Consider the following 17352-nt stretch of genomic DNA (forward strand, 5'->3'; position numbering starts at 1 on the left):
GCGCGGGGTCAGTGCAGGTAGCGCTGGACGAACTCGGCGAGGATCGCGGCGCCGTTGCCCTTGATCTGATCCCAGGAGAACGGCAGCTGTTTGACCTCGGCGTAGGTGCGGGTGCCCGGGGCCACCGGGATGTCGGTGCGGGCGGGAATCATCTTGTGGGCCGCTGAGATCTGCTGGGCCTCGGGGGTGAACATGTAGTCCACCAGGGCTTTCGCGGCGGCGGGGTTCCTGGTGGTGTTCAGGATGAAGACCGGGCGCGGCGTCACGATGGTGCCCGAGGCGGGCGAGATGACCCGCAGTGGAACGCCTTTGGCGGCCGCGTCGTAGGCCGCGTAGTCGGCGCCGCCGAGGACCACCGCGCAGCCGTTGCCCGAGCCGACCTCGTCGAGGGCCGGACCGTTGCCGCCGCGCACCACCATGCCGTTGGCGAACAGCGCGTCGAAGACGGCCCAGGTGTCGTCCTTGCCCCACGCGCTGACCATGGCCGCCAGCAGGTCGCGCGCGGTGCCCGATTCGCGGGGGTCGGGCATGATCACCTTGCCGCGGAACTCCGGCGCGGCCAGGTCGGCCCAGTCGTTGGGCAGGCGCCGGGACGCCTTCGTGTTGACCACCATGGTCAGCGCGGACCCGTCGCGGCCCAGGAAGCCGTGATTCTTGCCGATCCACCCGTCGTGCACGCGGTCCGCGCCGCGCGGGGTATAGGGCAGGGTGCGGCCGTCGAGGTCGTATTGCGCGGCGGGCGTCCACGAGGCCAGGTACACCACGTCGGCGGCCGGACTCGGGCCCTCCTTGTCGAGCTTGGCCGTGATCTTGCCGGTCTCGGCGCTGAACACGGTCACCTTCACCCCCGACGCCTTGGTGAAGGCGGCCACCAGATCGTCGGTGAGGTCCTGCGGATTGGCCGAGTACAGGGTCAGCTCGCCGCGCAGCCCGGGCGGCGCGGTCCACGAACTGGTCGCCGCCGGAACCGTTCCCGGCTCCGGCGGCTTGCCGCAGGCGGCGGTGGAGACGGTCGCGAGGACGACGGCCGCGACGACGACGCGGCGGGGGAGCGACATTCCGCGGGACCCTTTCCGAAGGACCCCGACTCACTCCGGGTTCCACAGCAATCTCGCGCGCACAGTAGGCATCGCGGGCGAACCCGCAGGGTGCATCGGGTGAACAAACGGTGATATCCGATTGGCGCGAGCGCGTGAGCTGTGTCACAGTTTGGTAGCGGTTCGCATCAATCGCCGCAAACGCTTTTCGTTCCCTTTGCCTTGTCTTTACGCTTACCCGCGTTCTGCCAAGCGTCGTGGTTCTCCAGCCTCGCCCGCCGCTGCCTCTCGATGCCAGTACATGTTGACCGATGAACCGGGCGGCTCCGCCGTGCCGGCGAAGGAGAAATATGTCCACCGACACCGATCAGCCTCCACGGACGTCGCTTCCCGGTCCCGCGCGTCGGGACTCGTGGGCCACCCTGGTGCGCCACGATCTCCCGGCCTCGCTCGTCGTCTTCCTCGTCTCGCTACCGCTGTCGATCGGCATCGCGGTGGCCGCGGGCGCCCCCGTCGCCGCCGGACTCATCGCCGCGGTGGTCGGCGGGGTGGTCGCCGCGCTCTGCGGCGGCTCAGTGCTCCAGGTCAGTGGGCCCACCGCCTCGCTGACCGTGGTGGTCGCCGAATCCATCAACCAGTTCGGCTGGGCCGCCACGTGTTTCATCACCATGCTGGCGGGCGGACTGCAGATCCTGTTCGGGCTCAGCCGGATCGCGCGCGGCGTGCTCGCCATCGCGCCGGTCGTGGTGCACGCCATGCTCGCCGGGATCGGCATCGTCATCGCCCTGCAACAGGTGCACGTGCTGCTGGGCGGCGACACCCTGACCTCGTCCTGGGCGGCCATCGCCGGGCTGCCGCACCAGCTGGCCTCGGTGAAGGCCGGCGACCTGTGCATCGGGCTGGTGGTGATCGCCATCCTGGTCGGCTGGCAGCACCTGCCCGAACCCGTGCGCAAGGTGCCCGCGCCGCTGGCCGCGGTGCTGGTCGCCACCGTGCTGGCCCGGCTGCTGCCGGTGCGCGTCGAGCACATCACCATCGACGGATCGCTGCTGGACGAACTGCGGCTGCCGCAGGTGCCGCACGGCAGCTGGGCCGCCATCGCCCTGATGGCGGTGACCATCGCGCTCATCGCCAGCGTGGAGACCCTACTATCGGCCGTCGCGGCCGACCGGATGCGTCAAAACGCCACTCGCCGAACCGATCTGGACCGTGAACTGATCGGGCAGGGCGCGGCCAACGTGGTCTCCGGCCTGATCGGCGGCCTGCCCGTGGCCGCGGTCATCGTGCGCAGCATCACCAATGTGAAGGCGGGGGCGCGCACCCGGGCCTCGACCATGCTGCACGGGCTGTGGATCCTGCTGTTCTCGGTGGCGCTGGTCGAGGTGGCGCGCTCGATTCCCAAGGCGGCGCTGGCCGGACTGCTCATCGTGGTCGGCGTCCAGCTGATCAAACTGGCCCACATCCGGCGCGCTCAGCGCACCGGCGACCTGGTGGTGTACGCGGCCACCGTGTTCGTGGTGGTGTTCTGGAATCTGTTGCTGGGCATGGTCGTTGGTCTCGCACTCGCCTTCGCGCTGCTGCTGTGGCGGGTGGTGCGGGTGACGGTGACCGCCGAGGAGGTCGGGCTGGGCGGTACCGACGCCGTGCGCTGGCGGGTCACGGTGGACGGCAGCTTCACCTTCCTGGCCTTACCCGAGCTCACCAGTGAACTCGCCAAGGTGCCGCCGAACGCCGATGTGGTGCTGGAGATGACGGTCGACTTCCTGGACCACGCCGCCTACGACGCCCTGCAGGAATGGGTGGACCAGCACCGCGCCGACGGCGGCACGGTCGAGTTCATCGAGGTCGGCGCGGTCCGTATGGCCGATGCCGCGGCGGGTCCGTCCGCGCGCGGGCATTCGCGGCACCTGCTCAACGAGGTGCTCGGGCCGTGGCGGCGCACCGCGACCGATGTGGACCCGATCGTCGCGGGTGTGGCGGCCTACCACCGCAGTCACGCGCACGTCATGCGGCCACACCTGGGTGTGCTGCGTGACGGGCAGGAACCGGACTCGCTTTTCGTCACGTGCGCCGACTCGCGCATCGTGCCGAACGTGATCACCAACAGCGGTCCCGGCGATCTGTTCACGGTGCGCAACGTGGGCAACCTGATTCCGCGCGACGCCCAGGACTCGTCCATGGAAGCCGCGCTGATCTACGCCCTCGACAAGCTCGACGTGCGTTCGGTGGTGGTGTGCGGGCACTCCGGATGCGGCGCGATGGGCGCGCTGCACGGTGAACTGGTCACCGGGTCCCGGCTCGACGACTGGCTCGCGCACGCCCGGCCCAGCCTGGACCGGTTCCGGCTCGGGCATCCGGTCGGAACAGCCGCTGCCGCAGCCGGATTCGGTCCGGTCGATCAGCTCGGCATGGTGAATGTGGCGGTGCAGCTGGAGACGCTGTACGCGCATCCGGTGGTGCGGCGCGGGGTCCAGGAGCGCGGGGTGGTGCTGTCGGGGCTGTTCTTCGACATCGCCACGGCGCGGGTGGTGGAGGTCACCGTGGACGGGATCGCGGAGATCGACGGCGTGGGGAGGGTGGCCCAGCCCGCATGAGGCGCGTGTGATTTGGGGTGTTGGTGAGGATTTTCGGGCAAAAGGGGCGTGAATCCGGCAGGATTCACCCCCTTGTTATGTTGGGCGGCAGGTTTTCTCAGACTTTGCTAAGACTTTACCTTTAGCCTGGCCTTTGCTCGTCCGGTGAGTGCGCGGCCAACGCCGTCCGCGGTCTTTATTCGATGCCCCTGTACATGCTCGCTGAGGAGCGATATGTCTCGCGACACCGATTCACCGCCAGGTAGATCCGAAGGCAGGCTCGACAGCCTGCTGCGTCACGATCTGCCTGCATCCCTAGTAGTTTTTCTCGTCGCCTTGCCGCTGTCACTCGGCATCGCGGTCGCCTCCGGCGCGCCCATCGCGGCCGGACTCATCGCCGCCGTGGTCGGCGGTATCGTGGTCGGCCTGCTCGGCGGTTCCCCGCTGCAGGTCAGCGGCCCCGCGGCCGGTCTGACGGTCGTCGTCGCCGAAACCATCACCCAGTTCGGTTGGAAGACGGCATGTTTCATTACCGTCCTGGCCGGTCTGATCCAGATTCTGTTCGGGCTCAGCCGAATTGCCCGCGCCGCCCTGGCTATCGCACCCGTCGTGGTGCACGCCATGCTGGCGGGAATCGGCATCACCATCGCGCTGCAGCAGCTGCATGTGCTGCTCGGCGGCGCGTCCCATAGTTCGGCCTGGCAGAACGTGATCCAGCTCCCCGGTGAGCTGTCCAGCATCCATGGCGACGATTTCCTGATCGGCGCGGTCGTGATGGCCATCATGTTCGGCTGGAAGTATGTGCCCGGCAAGGTGAAGGTGCTGCCCGGCCCGCTGGTCGCGGTCGTCGTCGGCACCGTGCTGTCGCTGGTGCTGCCCGGCTCCCCGGAGCGAATCGTGTTGAGCGGCTCGCTGTTCGACGCCATCGGCCTGCCCGGAATGCCGTTCGGCAACTGGGGCGCGGTGGCGCTCGCCGCCCTGACCATCGCTCTGATCGCCAGCGTGGAGAGCCTGCTGTCGGCGGTCGCGGTGGACAAGATGCACACCGGCCCGCGCACCAACTTCGACCGCGAACTGATCGGTCAGGGCGCGGCCAACATGATCTCCGGCACCCTGGGCGGCCTGCCCGTCACCGGCGTGATCGTGCGCAGCGCCACCAATGTGCAGGCGGGGGCCCGCTCCCGCGCCTCCGCCCTGATGCACGGCGTCTGGGTGCTGGTGTTCTCGGTCGCGCTGGTCGGACTGGTGCAGCAGATTCCGAAATCGGCGCTGGCCGGTCTGCTCATCGTGGTCGGCGTGCAGCTGGTGAAGCTGGCCCACATCAAGCTGGCCCGGCGCACCGGCGATCTGATGGTGTACGTGGTGACCGTGCTCGGCGTGGTGTTCCTGAACCTGCTCGAGGGCGTCATCATCGGCCTGGTCCTGGCCTTCGGGCTACTGCTGTGGCGGGTTGTCCGCGTGTCGGTGACCGCGGGCGAGGTCGCCGGCACCGATCGCTGGCTGGTCAGCATCGACGGCACCTGCACCTTCCTGGCGCTGCCGAAACTGTCCGCGGAACTGGGCAAGGTCCCGACCGGCGCGGACGTGCTGGTCGAACTGACCGTCGACTTCCTCGACCACGCTGCCTACGAGGCCATCCACGACTGGGCCGGCCAGCACGAGAACACCGGCGGCACAGTCGAATACGTGGAACTCGGCACCGCCCGCATGGCGCACGCCCTGACCGGGCCGCCGGTCCGCGGCCGCGCCCGCACCCTGCTCGACGACGTGCTGCGACCGTGGCGCGAGGACGACGGCAACCCGATCACCCACGGCGTGGCCGCCTTCCACCGCCGCAACGCCCACGTGGTGCGCCCGCACCTCGACGAGCTACGCGACGTACAGAACCCGCACTCGCTCTTCCTGACCTGCGCGGATTCGCGGATCGTGCCCAATGTGATCACCAATACCGGACCCGGTGACCTGTTCACGATTCGCAATGTCGGCAACTTCGTGGTCCCCGGCGGCCGCGACACCTCCATCGAGGCGGCGCTGTCGTTCGCCATCGAGGAACTGCGCGTCGACAATGTCGTGGTGTGCGGCCACTCCGCCTGTGGAGCGATGAAAGCCCTGGTCGCGGGCGGGCCCACCGGCCCGGGCCTGGGCGACTGGCTGGTCCACGGCCGCGCCAGCCTGGACCGCTTCCACCCCGACGACCCGGTCGCCGCCGCGGCCGCCCGGGCCGGATACGGCGTGGACGATCAGCTCTCCATCATCAACGTCGCGGTTCAGCTGGACACCCTGCGGGCCCACCCCGTGGTCCGGCGCGCCATGGCGGAACACGGCCTGCAGATCAAGGGCCTGTTCTTCGACATCGGCACCGCCCGGGTGCTCGAGGTGACCTCGGCGGGCATCCGGGAGATCGACGCCCCCGAGCTATCGGCCTTGGCGCACACCCACTGATCGACCCACACCACACGGTGGCGCGGGCATTCCATTCGGGATTGCCCGCGCCACCGTACTTTTCGGTGCCGTGGATCATGAAGGGCCAGCAGGCGGGCGAGCCCGCACGGCCGCATGGTCGGGCCGACTGGCCCTTCGTGATCGGTGTCCTCCGCTGGCGATCGGTGTGGCCCGAGGAACGCCGCATCGTCCTCGGGTGCGTTCGCCTGGCGCGTCGGCCGGGCGGTTCGGCACACGCGCCGTACGCTGAGCGCGCCTCGTGGAATCGCGGGCTGATCGGGTGCGCGGAAGGCTCGCGGGGGAGCGGTCCACTTCGGCGCCCAAACGTGACATCGTGGGTAGTAATCACCGTGAACGGCCGGATCGGAGTCGAATGGAAATGGTTGCGCAGCCCCCCGTTTCACAGGCCCTCGTGCCGGGCACCGACCTGCTACGGCCGGAGTGGCTGGCCGAACGGATCGCCGACATGGGGATCTCGTGGGGGACTGCCGACTCGCGGGTCTCGGGCACCCTGTGGTGGTGCATGGCCGCGTCGTCCCTGGTGGACCCGATCGTCGCGGCGATCGCCAGCGATGCGCCCGCCTTCGACCCCGCGCTCGAGCACATCGTGCTCGAGATCCGGCCGGACGGCGGCGTCGAGCGCGTGCTGGGCGAACCGCACGGCTACCGGATCGCCGCCCACCTGCTCGCCCTCGGATCGGACACGGTGGCGGCCCCGGACGTGGTCGCCGCGTCGATCGTGGATCCGCTGATGCCCGCGCCTACCGGTGACACCGAGTCCGAAGTCCGCGCCGCCGATCTCGAAGGCTGCGCCTCGGGGCCCGAAAGCGGCTGCGCGACAGCATCTGTCGGGCACGCGCTGCGCCATACCCTGTCCCGGGTGATCCCGGTGGTCGCCGAGGTGTCCGGCGCGGGCGTGGCCTCACTGTGGGCGATCGTGGCCGATGCCATCGGCAACCGCGCCCTCGACATCGGGGCCGAGGAAGCGGGCGCGCGACTGGCCCGCGACGTGGCCGGGCGCCTTCCGGTGCCCCGCTTCCAGGACGTCGGCGGCCGCACCTTCGTCCGCCGCATTTCCTGCTGCCTGGTCTTCGAGGTCCCCGGCTGCACCATGTGCACCAGCTGCCCCAAACGCCCCGCCGCCGAGCGTGAGGTCCTGCTCGCCGAGGTCGCCGCGCGCGGCTGACGGCGCGGGCGGGGCCGAACACCCTGGGGCGCAGGGGTGGTCCATCGGCGCGCGGGGACAACCGTGCCGATAGAGTGGTGGCCGCCGGGGCTCTGCCCTTCACGAGGGGGGTGCCCGGTCGTCATGTCCAACCTGTACGGCGGATGGATCGCCGCCGTGAAACGCCTAGGAGTGTCCAGCCGTGACCACCTCACCCCAGCAGACCCCAGCCGCCCGCGTCCGGGTCACGGCTGGGACTACCGCCGGGGCCGCGGTGCGGGAGGCGGACCTGCCGAGCAAGGGCCCGGGCGCGGTGCTCGTGGTGCGGGACGCGGACGGCGCGTTGAAGGATCTGACCTGGGTGCCGGAGCTGGACACCGAGGTGGAGGTCGTGACCGCCGATTCGCCCGACGGCCGCAATGTGATCCGGCATTCGGCCGCGCACGTGCTGGCGCAGGCCGTGCAGCAGGAGTTCCCCGAGGCCAAGCTGGGCATCGGCCCGTACATCAAGGACGGCTTCTACTACGACTTCCAGGTCGACCGTCCCTTCACCCCCGAGGATCTGGCCAAGCTGGAGTCCCGGATGAAGAAGATCATCAAAGGCGCGCAGCGGTTTTCGCGCCGGGTGGTCGAAATCGACGAGGCCCGGGTCGAACTGGCCAAGGAGCCGTTCAAGCTGGAGCTCATCTCCGACAAGTCGGGCATCGACGATCCGGAGGTCATGGAGGTCGGCGGCAAAGAGCTGACCATCTACGACAACCTGGATCCGCGCACCGGCGAGCTGATCTGGGCCGACCTGTGCCGCGGCCCGCACCTGCCGACCACCAAGTACATTCCGGCGTTCAAGCTGACCCGCTCCTCGGCCGCCTACTGGCGCGGTGACCAGTCCCGCGAGGATCTGCAGCGCATCTACGGCACCGCCTGGGAGTCCACCGAGGCCCAGGACGAGCACCTGCGCCTGCTGGAAGAGGCCGAGAAGCGCGACCACCGCAAGCTCGGCCTGGAACTGGACCTGTTCTCCTTCCCCGACGAGCTCGGCTCGGGCCTGCCGGTGTTCCACCCCAAGGGCGGCATCATCCGCAAGGAGCTCGAGGACTACTCGCGTCGCCGCCACACCGCCGCCGGCTACGAGTTCGTCAACACCCCGCACATCACCAAGGGCCACCTCTTCGAGGTCTCCGGTCACCTGGACTGGTACCGCGACGGCATGTTCCCGGCCATGCACCTCGACGCCGAACTCAATGAGGACGGCACCGTGCGCAAGCCCGGCCAGGACTACTACGTCAAGCCGATGAACTGCCCGATGCACAACCTGATCTTCCGGTCGCGCGGGCGTTCCTACCGGGAACTGCCGCTGCGCATGTTCGAGTTCGGCTCGGTCTACCGCTACGAGAAGTCCGGCGTCGTGCACGGCTTGACCCGGGTGCGCGGCATGACGCAGGACGACGCGCACATCTACTGCACCAAGGAGCAGATGCACGCGGAGCTCACCTCCACGCTGCAGTTCGTGCTCTCGCTGCTGCGCGACTACGGCCTCGACGACTTCTACCTGGAGCTCTCGACCAAGGACCCGAAGAAGTTCGTGGGTTCCGACGAGCTGTGGGAGGAGGCCACCGAGACCCTGCGCAAGGTGGCCACCGACTCCGGTCTGGAGCTGGTCCCGGATCCGGGCGGCGCCGCGTTCTACGGCCCGAAGATCTCCGTGCAGGCCAAGGACGCCCTGGGCCGCACCTGGCAGATGTCGACCATCCAGCTCGACTTCAACCTGCCCGAGCGCTTCGAGCTGGAGTACACCGGCTCCGACGGCGCCAAGCACCGCCCGGTCATGATCCACCGCGCGCTGTTCGGTTCCATCGAGCGCTTCTTCGGCGTGCTCACCGAGCACTACGCGGGCGCGTTCCCGGCGTGGCTGTCGCCGGTGCAGGTGGTGGGCATCCCGGTCGCCGAGGCGTTCGCCGAGCACCTCGATCGCGTGATCGAGCAGTTGCAGGACAACGGGATTCGCGCCGAGCTCGACCGTAGCGACGACCGCATGCAGAAGAAGATCTTCAACCAGACCGCGCAGAAGGTGCCGTTCATGCTGCTGGCCGGCGCGCGCGACGTGGAGGGTGACGCGGTCAGCTTCCGCTTCCGCGACGGCACCCAGGTCAACGGTGTGCCGGTGGCCGACGCGGTCGCCACCGTCGTGGACTGGGTGCAGCGGCGGGAGAACAGCTCGCCGACCGCGGAGGGTTTCGAGATCCGCAAGGCGGGTCGATGAGCGAAGCATTCGTACCCGTGCCCGAGCAGATCGTGGACACCGGTGCGGGAGATCCGGATCGCCTGCAGCGGTTGTGGACCCCGTACCGGATGTCCTACATCACCGGCGAGGCCGAGGATCGCGACACCGCGGCCGAGTCGAAGGCCGACGCGCCCAAGAAGACCGGGCACCCCTTCACCGACATCCCCGAGATGTCGGACGAGGACGGGCTGATCATCGCGCGCGGTGAATCGGTGTACGCGGTGCTGAACCTGTACCCGTACAACCCCGGCCACATGATGGTGGTGCCCTACCGTCGCGTCGCCAACCTGGAGGACCTGACCGCCGCGGAGAGCGCCGAGCTGATGGCGTTCACCCAGCAGGCGATCCGGGTGATGAAGCAGGTGTCGCGGCCCGAGGGCTTCAATGTCGGGCTGAATCTCGGTGGCGTTGCCGGGGGTTCACTCGCCGATCATCTGCATCAACATATCGTGCCGCGCTGGAGTGGGGACGCGAACTTCATTACCGTCGTCGGCGGAGTGAAGGTGATGCCGCAGCTGCTCCGGGAGACCCGGGCGCTGCTGGCACAGGCGTGGAAGGAAGCGGATTCGGCATGAGCGGGTCAGGCCCGGAGGCGGTAGCGAAGCGTGACCATGGAGGGCCCTCGCTCATGCCCCGAGGGCGCCGCGTGAGCGGTAGTGGCCGGGAGTTCGTAGCGTGCTGAGCTTCTTCGGTCGCGAGACGTTCGCCAAAGCGACCGCGCCTCTGGGCAAAGCGCTGGTGAGCACGGGGCTGACCCCCGATGCCATGACGCTCATCGGCACCACCGCCTCGATCGCCGCGGCGGTGACGCTGTTCCCGGCCGATCACCTGTTCTGGGGAACCATGGTGATCTGGCTGTTCGTCATGTTCGACATGCTGGACGGCGCCATGGCCCGCGCGCGCGGCGGCGGCACGAAATACGGTGCGGTGCTGGACGCCACGTGTGACCGCGTGGCCGACGGCGCCATCTTCGCGGCGCTGGCCTGGTGGGCGGTGTACACCGAGCACTCGAAGCACCTGTTCGTGGCGACGCTGGTGGTGCTGGTGACCTCGCAGGTCATCTCCTACGCGAAGGCGCGCGCGGAGGCCAGCGGGCTCTCGGCGGACGGCGGTCTGATCGAGCGGCCCGACCGGCTGGTCATCGTGCTGGTCGGCGCCGGATTGACCGGTATCGGCGGCTATTTCGGCATCGAGTGGCTGTCGTACGCGGTCTATGTCGCCATGTACATCCTCGCCGTGCTCAGCATCATCACCGTCTTCCAGCGTGTGCTGGCGGTTCGCAATTCGCCCGGCGCCCGCGACATCATCGCCCCCGCGGCGCAGGCCCCGGAGGAACCGCAGCCGTGACAACCGATTTCACGTCCGCGATGACCGACAAGGCATACGCGGCCGGATGGCGGCTGGTCCGCGCCCTGCCCGAGCGCACCGCGCGCCGCCTGTTCGACCGGGGCGCGGATCTCGCCGCACGCAAGGCGAACAAGGCCGCGCGCCGGGGCAATCCGAACCAGCTGCGCAAGAACCTGGCGCGAGTGGTGGGCACCACGCCGGACCTGGTGCCGGACAGCCTGATCCGCGACAGCATGCGCTCGTATGCCCGCTACTGGCGTGAGGCGTTCCGGCTGCCGTCGATGGACCACGTGGCGCTGGGCAAGTCGCTGCGCGTGGAGGGCATCGAGCACGTCGACGCCGCGCTGGCCCGCGGCAAGGGTGTGCTGCTGGTGCTGCCGCATTCGGGCAACTGGGATATGGCGGGGGTCTGGCTGGTCCAGAACTACGGCCAGTTCTCCACGGTTGCCGAGCGTTTGAAGCCGGAGTCGCTGTTCGAGCGGTTCGTGGAATACCGGGAGAGCCTCGGCTTCGAGGTGTTCCCGCTGACCGGCGGTGAGCAGCCGCCGTTCCCGCAGCTGGCGGATCGGTTGCGGGACAACAAGATCGTGTGCCTGATGGGGGAGCGCGACATCACCGGCAAGGGCGTGCCGGTCAGGTTCTTCGGCGAGGACAGCTGGCTGCCCGCGGGCGCGGCCAAGCTCGCCCAGGACACCGGGGCGGCGCTGCTGCCGGTGCACTGCTGGTTCACCGTCGACGCCGACGGCCGTGAAGGCTGGGGCATGCGGGTGTTCGAGTCCCTCGACCTGGCGGGCGGCATGGCCCCCGCCACCCAGGCGCTGACCGATGTGTTCGCGGCCAATATCGCCGCCCATCCGGCCGACTGGCACATGTTGCAGCCGGTGTGGAAGAGTGATTTATCGCAGGCCAGGCTGGATCGCATCGCGGCCGCGCAGCAGGCGCTGGGCTCTCGGGAGCCGGGGACAGGGGCACTATGAAGATCGGCATGGTCTGCCCGTACTCGTTCGACGTTCCGGGCGGGGTGCAGTCGCATGTCGTGGAGCTGGCGCAGGTGCTCATCGAGCGCGGCCACAAGGTGAGCGTGCTCGCGCCCGCCGCCGACGACACGCCGCTGCCCGACTTCGTGGTCTCCGCCGGCAAAGCGGTCGCGATCCCCTACAACGGGTCGGTCGCGCGACTGTCCTTCGGGCCCACCGCCTACACCCGCATCCGGCGCTGGATCGCCGACAACGACTTCGATGTCCTGCACATCCACGAACCCAACGCGCCCAGCCTGTCCATGCTCGCGTTGAAGATCGCGGAGGGGCCGATCGTGGCCACCTTCCACACCTCGACCACGAAATCGCTGGTGCTGAGTACTTTCCAGGGTGTGCTGCGGCCGTACCACGAGAAGATCAGCGGCCGGATCGCGGTGAGCGAACTGGCGCGGCGCTGGCAGGTGGAGGCGCTCGGCGGCGACGCGGTCGAGATCCCCAATGGGGTCGACGTGCCCGCGTTCGCGCACGCGCCGCTGCTGGACGGCTATCCGAAGCCCGGCAAGTCGGTGCTGTTCCTGGGCCGGTTCGACGAACCGCGCAAGGGCATGGAGGTCCTGCTGGGCGCACTGCCCGAGCTGGTCCGCGAGCATCCCGACGTGGAGATCCTGATCGTCGGTCGCGGTGACGAGGACCGGTTGCGCCGTGAGGCCGGGGAGAACGCGGGTCACCTGCGGTTCCTGGGGCAGGTCACCGATGCGGAGAAGGCCTCGGCCATGCGCAGCGCCGACGTGTACGTCGCGCCCAACCTGGGTGGCGAGAGCTTCGGCATCGTCTTGGTGGAGGCCATGGCCGCCGGGACCGCCGTGGTGGCCAGCGATCTGGACGCCTTCCGCCGGGTGCTGCGCGACGGCACCGCGGGCATGCTGGTGCCGGTCGGCGACTCCGCGCGGCTGTCGGCGGCGATCAGCGCCATGCTCACCGACGACGAGCGGCGCGAAGAGTACATCCGCACCGCCAATCAGGTTGTCGGCGAATACGATTGGCCGGTCGTGGCCGAGCAGATCCTGCGGGTGTACGAGACCGTCACCGTCGGCGACGTGCGCGTCAGGACCGCCGGATGATCACTTTCTCCGCGACGACCATTCTGGTTCTCGCGCTCGTCGCGGCGGCCGTCGTCGCGGCCGCGCTCTGGGCGTACACCACCGCCAACCGCCTCGACCGCCTGCACGTGCGCAGCGACCAGGCCCGCCACGCGCTGGACGCGGCGCTGGCCCGGCGCGCGGTCGTCGCGCGCTCGGTGGCGACCACCCTGGCCGGTCTCTACGATCCGGCGCTGGTCGAGCAGGCCCGCCGGTTGACCGCGCTGGCCGACCGCGCCGAACGGTCCAACTGGCGCGACCGCGAGACCGTCGAGAACCAGCTCGCCGCGGCGCTGTCCGGTGTGGACATCGCGCTGCTGCCGCCGCAACTGGTGGCCGAGCTGGCCGATGCGGAGGCCCGGGTGCTCATCGCCCGCCGCTTCCACAACGACGCGGTCCGCGACACCCTGGCCCTGCGCACCCGCCGGCTGGTCCGGTGGGTACACCTCGCCGGTACCGCGCCGCTGCCGGTGTACTTCGAGATCGCCGAACGGGTCACCGCGGCCGCCTCGACCGGCCTCGAGGTCGACACCGTCCGGACCTCGGCCCGCGTGGTGCTGATCGACGAGCAGGATCGGGTCCTGCTGTTGCAGGGCGTCGACCCGAAGATCCCGGACGTGCCGTTCTGGTTCACCATCGGCGGCGGCGTCGATCCGGGGGAGACGCTGCGTGAGGCCGCGATCCGCGAACTCTACGAGGAGACCGGTCACGCCGCCGACTCGTCGGCGCTGCGCGGTCCGCTGTGGCGGCGCGTCGCGGTGTTCCCGTTCAACGGTGAGCTGATCCGCTCCGAGGAACTCTTCTTCGCCCTGCGTGCCAAGAGTTTCGACCCGGTCCCCACCAACCTGAACTTCATCGAACGCCGCTCCATCACCGGCAACAAGTGGTGCACCCCCACCGATATCGCCCACCTCGACCACTCGGGCGAAACGGTGTACCCGTACCACCTCGATCACCTGCTCGCCGAGGCGATCACCGCCGCCGACTCCGACAGCGATCCCGAAGTCCGCTCCATCCGCTGACCCCGGGCGCGTCCGCTGGGTGGGACCGCGAGCGCGAACCCCGTCCGCCGGAGCCGATCCGCGGTTACGGTGGGCCGATCAATGGTGATCTGTGGCAAGGACTTACGGCATGAAGTTGATGTACGCGTTGTGGGGTGCGGATCTGGGGGAGCGGCTGCGGGGCGAGCAGCTGCGCAAAGAGCTGACCGGGCTGGGGGTCAGCGCCTTGCAGGTGAACGTCCGGGACGCCGACGTGGAGGCCGCCCAGGTTCGGCACACCACCTATGACGCGCCGATCGACGCCATCGTCAGCGTGTGGACCGAGGGTGACCACGAGGCCGTGACGGCCGCGCTGCGGGCGGTGGCCGACGAGGTCAACGGGTGGGTCGTGCACGAGCGCCGCCCGATCGAACCGCCCGAGGTCGCCGACGGCGAGCGCACCAACGCGCTGGCCAATATCGCCATCCTGCGTATCCCCGAGAACCTCACCCGCGAGGAGTGGTTGCACAACTGGCACGTCCTGCACACCCCGGTGGCCATCGGGACCCAGGACACCTTCGGCTACGTGCAGAACACCGTCGCCCAGGCCGTCACCGAGGGCAAGCAGGTCGACGCGCTCGTCGAGGAACTGTTCCCGATGGCCGCCATGACCAGCGCGCACGCCTTCTACGGCAGCGGTGGCGACGATGCCGAACTGCAGCGCCGGGTCACGGCCATGATGGAGAGCGTGGTCCGGTTCGGGGCGCACCTGAACCTGGACCTCGTCCCCACCAGCCGCTACTTCTATCAGCTGGGCTGAGCGCTCACCGGTCGGGCCGAGGGCTCAACCGAAGAACGAACTGCGCACCGGGCCCGGAGACTTCACCGGGGTCCGGGAGCCCTGCAGCCAGGTGTCCCGGGTGGCGGCGACGAAGTCGGCCAGCACCCGGTCGGGGTCGGGCGGCGTCCGGTCGTCGCCCGAGTCCGGGGTGCCGTCGGCGCGCACGATCTCCCGTGCGATCTCGGACTCCGGGCGGGAATCGGCGGGCGCGGTCTCGGGGCCGTTGTCGCCGAGGCGGGTGTGCGGGCCCCACGGTTCGACGGCTATCTGGCACAGCAGGCCGCTGATGTCGGCGGCCACCGCCGGTGGCCGGACCCAGTAGGTGGCGTGCTCGAACAGGACCTGCCCGGAAGCGCGGACGGTGAGGGCACGGCTCAGGTCGCGGTCCAGGTCGCCGAGGGAGTAGGCCGCGACGAGGGTGTCCGTCCGGTCCGGCGCGTACTCGACCACGGGCAGGCCGAGCAGTTCCGCCGCCGCCAAACCGATGATCCGGTCGGACCGGCCCGGCAGCAGCGACACCGAGGACGGCGTGAGTGCGGCCGAGCGCAGGATCACGGCGAGCCGGTCGAGGGTGTGGCGGCACAGTTCGAGGCGGTCGCCGAGGTACGCCCAGCGGCCGGTCATCCCGGCGTCGAAGCCATAGGGCGACAGGGTGGCCAGGTAGCCGCCGGTGAGCGTGTAGTGCCAGCCGCGCAGGTCGGTGCCGTCCAGCTCGCTGACCGGGGCGACCCGGTCGGCGCGGAGCAGCATCCGGTGCACGCGGTCGCGGGCGGGCAACCAGTCCTCGTCCTCGGGTGCGGGCAGCCGCGCGAATTCGGCGCGGGCGCGGTCCAGATCGCCCGCCAGGATCGAGTCGTAGGTCAGCAGATATCGCTCGGGATAGGGGCGCAGGATCGATTCGTGGGCGAGCAGCGCTTCCACCGCTTCGGCGTGGCGGTGCTCGTCCTCGAACGCGTAGACCAGTTCGGAGAGGGCCAGATTGGGCTTGGTGGTGCCGGTGCGCAGGGCCTCCCGCAGGGCCGGGATCGCGGCGAACGGCACACCGTATTCGATGCACTCGTAGCCGAAGATGGTCCAGGCATCCGGATTGTCCGGCGCGCTCGCGGCGGCCCACGCGGCCAGCGCGAGCTTGTCCAGCTCGGCTCGGTCCGCCAATTCGGCTGTGATCGATGCCATTTCATGGACCGGGAGGGTGTCGGCGATCGGGCGCAGCGTGCGCGCCGCGCCGCTCACATCGTCCGCGGCGAGCAGGCGGCGGACCTCGTGCAATTCACTTGTCATCGCCCTCGATCCTGGCGGGCGGGACGGGTTCGGGCAAACGAGTATTAGCGACGCGGTAGCCCCGCGATTGTGACGCCCGTCATTCCGATGCAGGTAGGCAGTCCAGTCGTGTCGGACTGGCTATGAAGTGGCCTGAACCCGCAGCCTAGAATCGTGGTGTTCGATTCCGAGCCGGTGTTCGAATTCAAACGATCCGATTGGCCCACATGACCCAGGAGTTTGCCGTGACCACGCCCGACACCACGCCCACCATCGGTACCGCCCGCGTCAAGCGCGGCATGGCCGAGATGCTGAAGGGCGGTGTGATCATGGATGTCGTCACGCCGGAGCAGGCCAAGATCGCCGAGGACGCCGGCGCGGTCGCCGTCATGGCGCTCGAGCGGGTCCCGGCCGACATCCGTGCTCAGGGTGGCGTGTCCCGCATGTCGGATCCGGACATGATCGACGGCATCATCAACGCCGTCTCCATCCCGGTCATGGCCAAGGCTCGGATCGGCCACTTCGTCGAGGCGCAGATCCTGCAGTCGCTCGGCGTCGACTACATCGACGAGTCCGAGGTGCTGACCCCCGCGGATTACGCCAACCACATCGACAAGTTCGCCTTCACCGTCCCGTTCGTGTGTGGCGCCACCAACCTGGGCGAGGCGCTGCGCCGTATCACCGAGGGCGCGGCCATGATCCGCTCCAAGGGTGAGGCCGGCACCGGCGACGTCTCCAACGCCACCACCCACATGCGCACGATCCGCGCCGAGATCCGCCGCCTGACCTCGTTGTCCAAGGATGAGCTGTACGTGGCCGCCAAGGAACTGCAGGCCCCCTACGAGCTGGTGTGCGAGGTCGCCGAGACCGGCAAGCTGCCCGTCGTGATGTTCACCGCCGGTGGCATCGCCACCCCCGCCGACGCCGCCATGATGATGCAGCTCGGCGCCGAGGGCGTCTTCGTCGGCTCCGGAATCTTCAAGTCCGGCAACCCGGCCGAGCGCGCCGCCGCCATCGTCAAGGCCACCACCTTCCACGACGACCCGGACGTTCTGGCCAAGGTCTCCCGTGGCCTGGGCGAGGCCATGGTCGGCATCAATGTCGAGGAGATCCCCCAGCCCCACCGCCTCGCCGAGCGCGGCTGGTAATCTCCGCCGAGCGCGGCCGGTAATCGATTCGGCCGCAGCCTGATTCACACCGCCGGGTGGTCCTCGTGACCACCCGGCGGTTTTTCATTGTGCGCGAGGGACTTTCGGCCCTATTGGGTTTGCGGGATGGGTGCTAGATGTCAAGGGCGGCAGACGTGGAAC

13 protein-coding genes are annotated in these 17352 nt (G+C 69.3%); 11 read left to right on the forward strand and 2 right to left on the reverse strand.

Annotated elements, in window-relative coordinates; translation table 11 throughout:
* Positions 1–8: 8 nt before the first annotated feature.
* On the reverse strand, positions 9–1058 hold the full coding sequence (locus ACFYTS_RS31330; protein WP_387309086.1) for an extracellular solute-binding protein: 1050 nt from the start codon (positions 1056–1058) through the stop codon (positions 9–11).
* 329 nt (positions 1059–1387) lie between these two features.
* Between ACFYTS_RS31330 and ACFYTS_RS31335 the strand changes: the two genes are divergently transcribed.
* The 10 genes from ACFYTS_RS31335 (at position 1388) to ACFYTS_RS31380 (ending at position 14761) form a co-directional block, all read left to right on the forward strand.
* Positions 1388–3631 carry a bifunctional SulP family inorganic anion transporter/carbonic anhydrase gene (locus tag ACFYTS_RS31335; RefSeq protein ID WP_357285303.1) on the forward strand — a complete coding sequence of 748 codons (2244 nt, stop codon included), beginning with the start codon at positions 1388–1390 and terminating at the stop codon, positions 3629–3631.
* A 213-nt stretch (positions 3632–3844) separates the two neighbouring features.
* The gene (locus tag ACFYTS_RS31340; RefSeq protein WP_387309087.1) at positions 3845–6052 is read left to right on the forward strand and encodes a SulP family inorganic anion transporter; all 2208 of its coding nucleotides are present in this window, start codon (positions 3845–3847) and stop codon (positions 6050–6052) included.
* Positions 6053–6431: 379 nt separating this feature from the next.
* Positions 6432–7238: a (2Fe-2S)-binding protein gene (locus tag ACFYTS_RS31345; RefSeq protein WP_387309088.1), complete on the forward strand. Its 807-nt coding sequence runs from the start codon at positions 6432–6434 to the stop codon at positions 7236–7238.
* Positions 7239–7419: 181 nt separating this feature from the next.
* Positions 7420–9477 (forward strand): threonine--tRNA ligase, encoded by a 2058-nt coding sequence (gene thrS, locus ACFYTS_RS31350; protein WP_357285297.1) that lies wholly within the window; start codon positions 7420–7422, stop codon positions 9475–9477.
* Positions 9474–10073: an HIT domain-containing protein gene (locus tag ACFYTS_RS31355; RefSeq protein ID WP_357285295.1), complete on the forward strand. Its 600-nt coding sequence runs from the start codon at positions 9474–9476 to the stop codon at positions 10071–10073. Before thrS ends, ACFYTS_RS31355 begins: the two co-directional genes overlap by 4 nt.
* 100 nt (positions 10074–10173) lie before the next feature.
* Positions 10174–10845, forward strand: a complete 672-nt coding sequence (pgsA, locus tag ACFYTS_RS31360; protein ID WP_387309089.1) for a phosphatidylinositol phosphate synthase — start codon at positions 10174–10176, stop codon at positions 10843–10845.
* A 20-nt stretch (positions 10846–10865) separates the two neighbouring features.
* Entirely contained in the window at positions 10866–11822 is a 957-nt protein-coding gene (locus ACFYTS_RS31365) for a phosphatidylinositol mannoside acyltransferase (RefSeq protein ID WP_387309111.1), read from the forward strand.
* Positions 11819–12943 (forward strand): glycosyltransferase family 4 protein, encoded by a 1125-nt coding sequence (locus ACFYTS_RS31370; protein ID WP_357285291.1) that lies wholly within the window; start codon positions 11819–11821, stop codon positions 12941–12943. The genes ACFYTS_RS31365 and ACFYTS_RS31370 overlap by 4 nt, the downstream gene beginning before the upstream one ends.
* On the forward strand, positions 12943–13983 hold the full coding sequence (locus ACFYTS_RS31375; RefSeq protein ID WP_387309112.1) for an NUDIX hydrolase: 1041 nt from the start codon (positions 12943–12945) through the stop codon (positions 13981–13983). The genes ACFYTS_RS31370 and ACFYTS_RS31375 overlap by 1 nt, the downstream gene beginning before the upstream one ends.
* Positions 13984–14092: 109 nt before the next feature.
* Positions 14093–14761, forward strand: a complete 669-nt coding sequence (locus ACFYTS_RS31380; protein WP_387309090.1) for a hypothetical protein — start codon at positions 14093–14095, stop codon at positions 14759–14761.
* A gap of 24 nt (positions 14762–14785) precedes the next feature.
* Here ACFYTS_RS31380 and ACFYTS_RS31385 read toward each other — a convergent pair whose 3' ends face one another.
* Entirely contained in the window at positions 14786–16063 is a 1278-nt protein-coding gene (locus ACFYTS_RS31385; RefSeq protein ID WP_387309091.1) for a hypothetical protein, read from the reverse strand.
* A gap of 224 nt (positions 16064–16287) precedes the next feature.
* On the opposite strand from ACFYTS_RS31385, the gene pdxS reads away from it, so the two are divergent.
* Positions 16288–17190 carry a pyridoxal 5'-phosphate synthase lyase subunit PdxS gene (gene pdxS, locus ACFYTS_RS31390; protein ID WP_033089600.1) on the forward strand — a complete coding sequence of 301 codons (903 nt, stop codon included), beginning with the start codon at positions 16288–16290 and terminating at the stop codon, positions 17188–17190.
* Positions 17191–17352: the final 162 nt, after the last annotated feature.

Origin of the sequence: Nocardia sp. NPDC004151 (genome assembly GCF_042874235.1) — a bacterium.
Lineage (GTDB): Bacteria > Actinomycetota > Actinomycetes > Mycobacteriales > Mycobacteriaceae > Nocardia.

Coding starts and splice junctions, on each gene's coding strand:
- ACFYTS_RS31330 (WP_387309086.1), bottom strand. CDS start 1,058: ATGTCGCTCCCCCGCCGCGTCGTCGTCGCGGCCGTCGTCCTCGCGACC.
- ACFYTS_RS31335 (WP_357285303.1), top strand. CDS start 1,388: ATGTCCACCGACACCGATCAGCCTCCACGGACGTCGCTTCCCGGTCCC.
- ACFYTS_RS31340 (WP_387309087.1), top strand. CDS start 3,845: ATGTCTCGCGACACCGATTCACCGCCAGGTAGATCCGAAGGCAGGCTC.
- ACFYTS_RS31345 (WP_387309088.1), top strand. CDS start 6,432: ATGGTTGCGCAGCCCCCCGTTTCACAGGCCCTCGTGCCGGGCACCGAC.
- ACFYTS_RS31355 (WP_357285295.1), top strand. CDS start 9,474: ATGAGCGAAGCATTCGTACCCGTGCCCGAGCAGATCGTGGACACCGGT.
- ACFYTS_RS31365 (WP_387309111.1), top strand. CDS start 10,866: ATGACCGACAAGGCATACGCGGCCGGATGGCGGCTGGTCCGCGCCCTG.
- ACFYTS_RS31370 (WP_357285291.1), top strand. CDS start 11,819: ATGAAGATCGGCATGGTCTGCCCGTACTCGTTCGACGTTCCGGGCGGG.
- ACFYTS_RS31380 (WP_387309090.1), top strand. CDS start 14,093: ATGAAGTTGATGTACGCGTTGTGGGGTGCGGATCTGGGGGAGCGGCTG.
- ACFYTS_RS31385 (WP_387309091.1), bottom strand. CDS start 16,063: ATGACAAGTGAATTGCACGAGGTCCGCCGCCTGCTCGCCGCGGACGAT.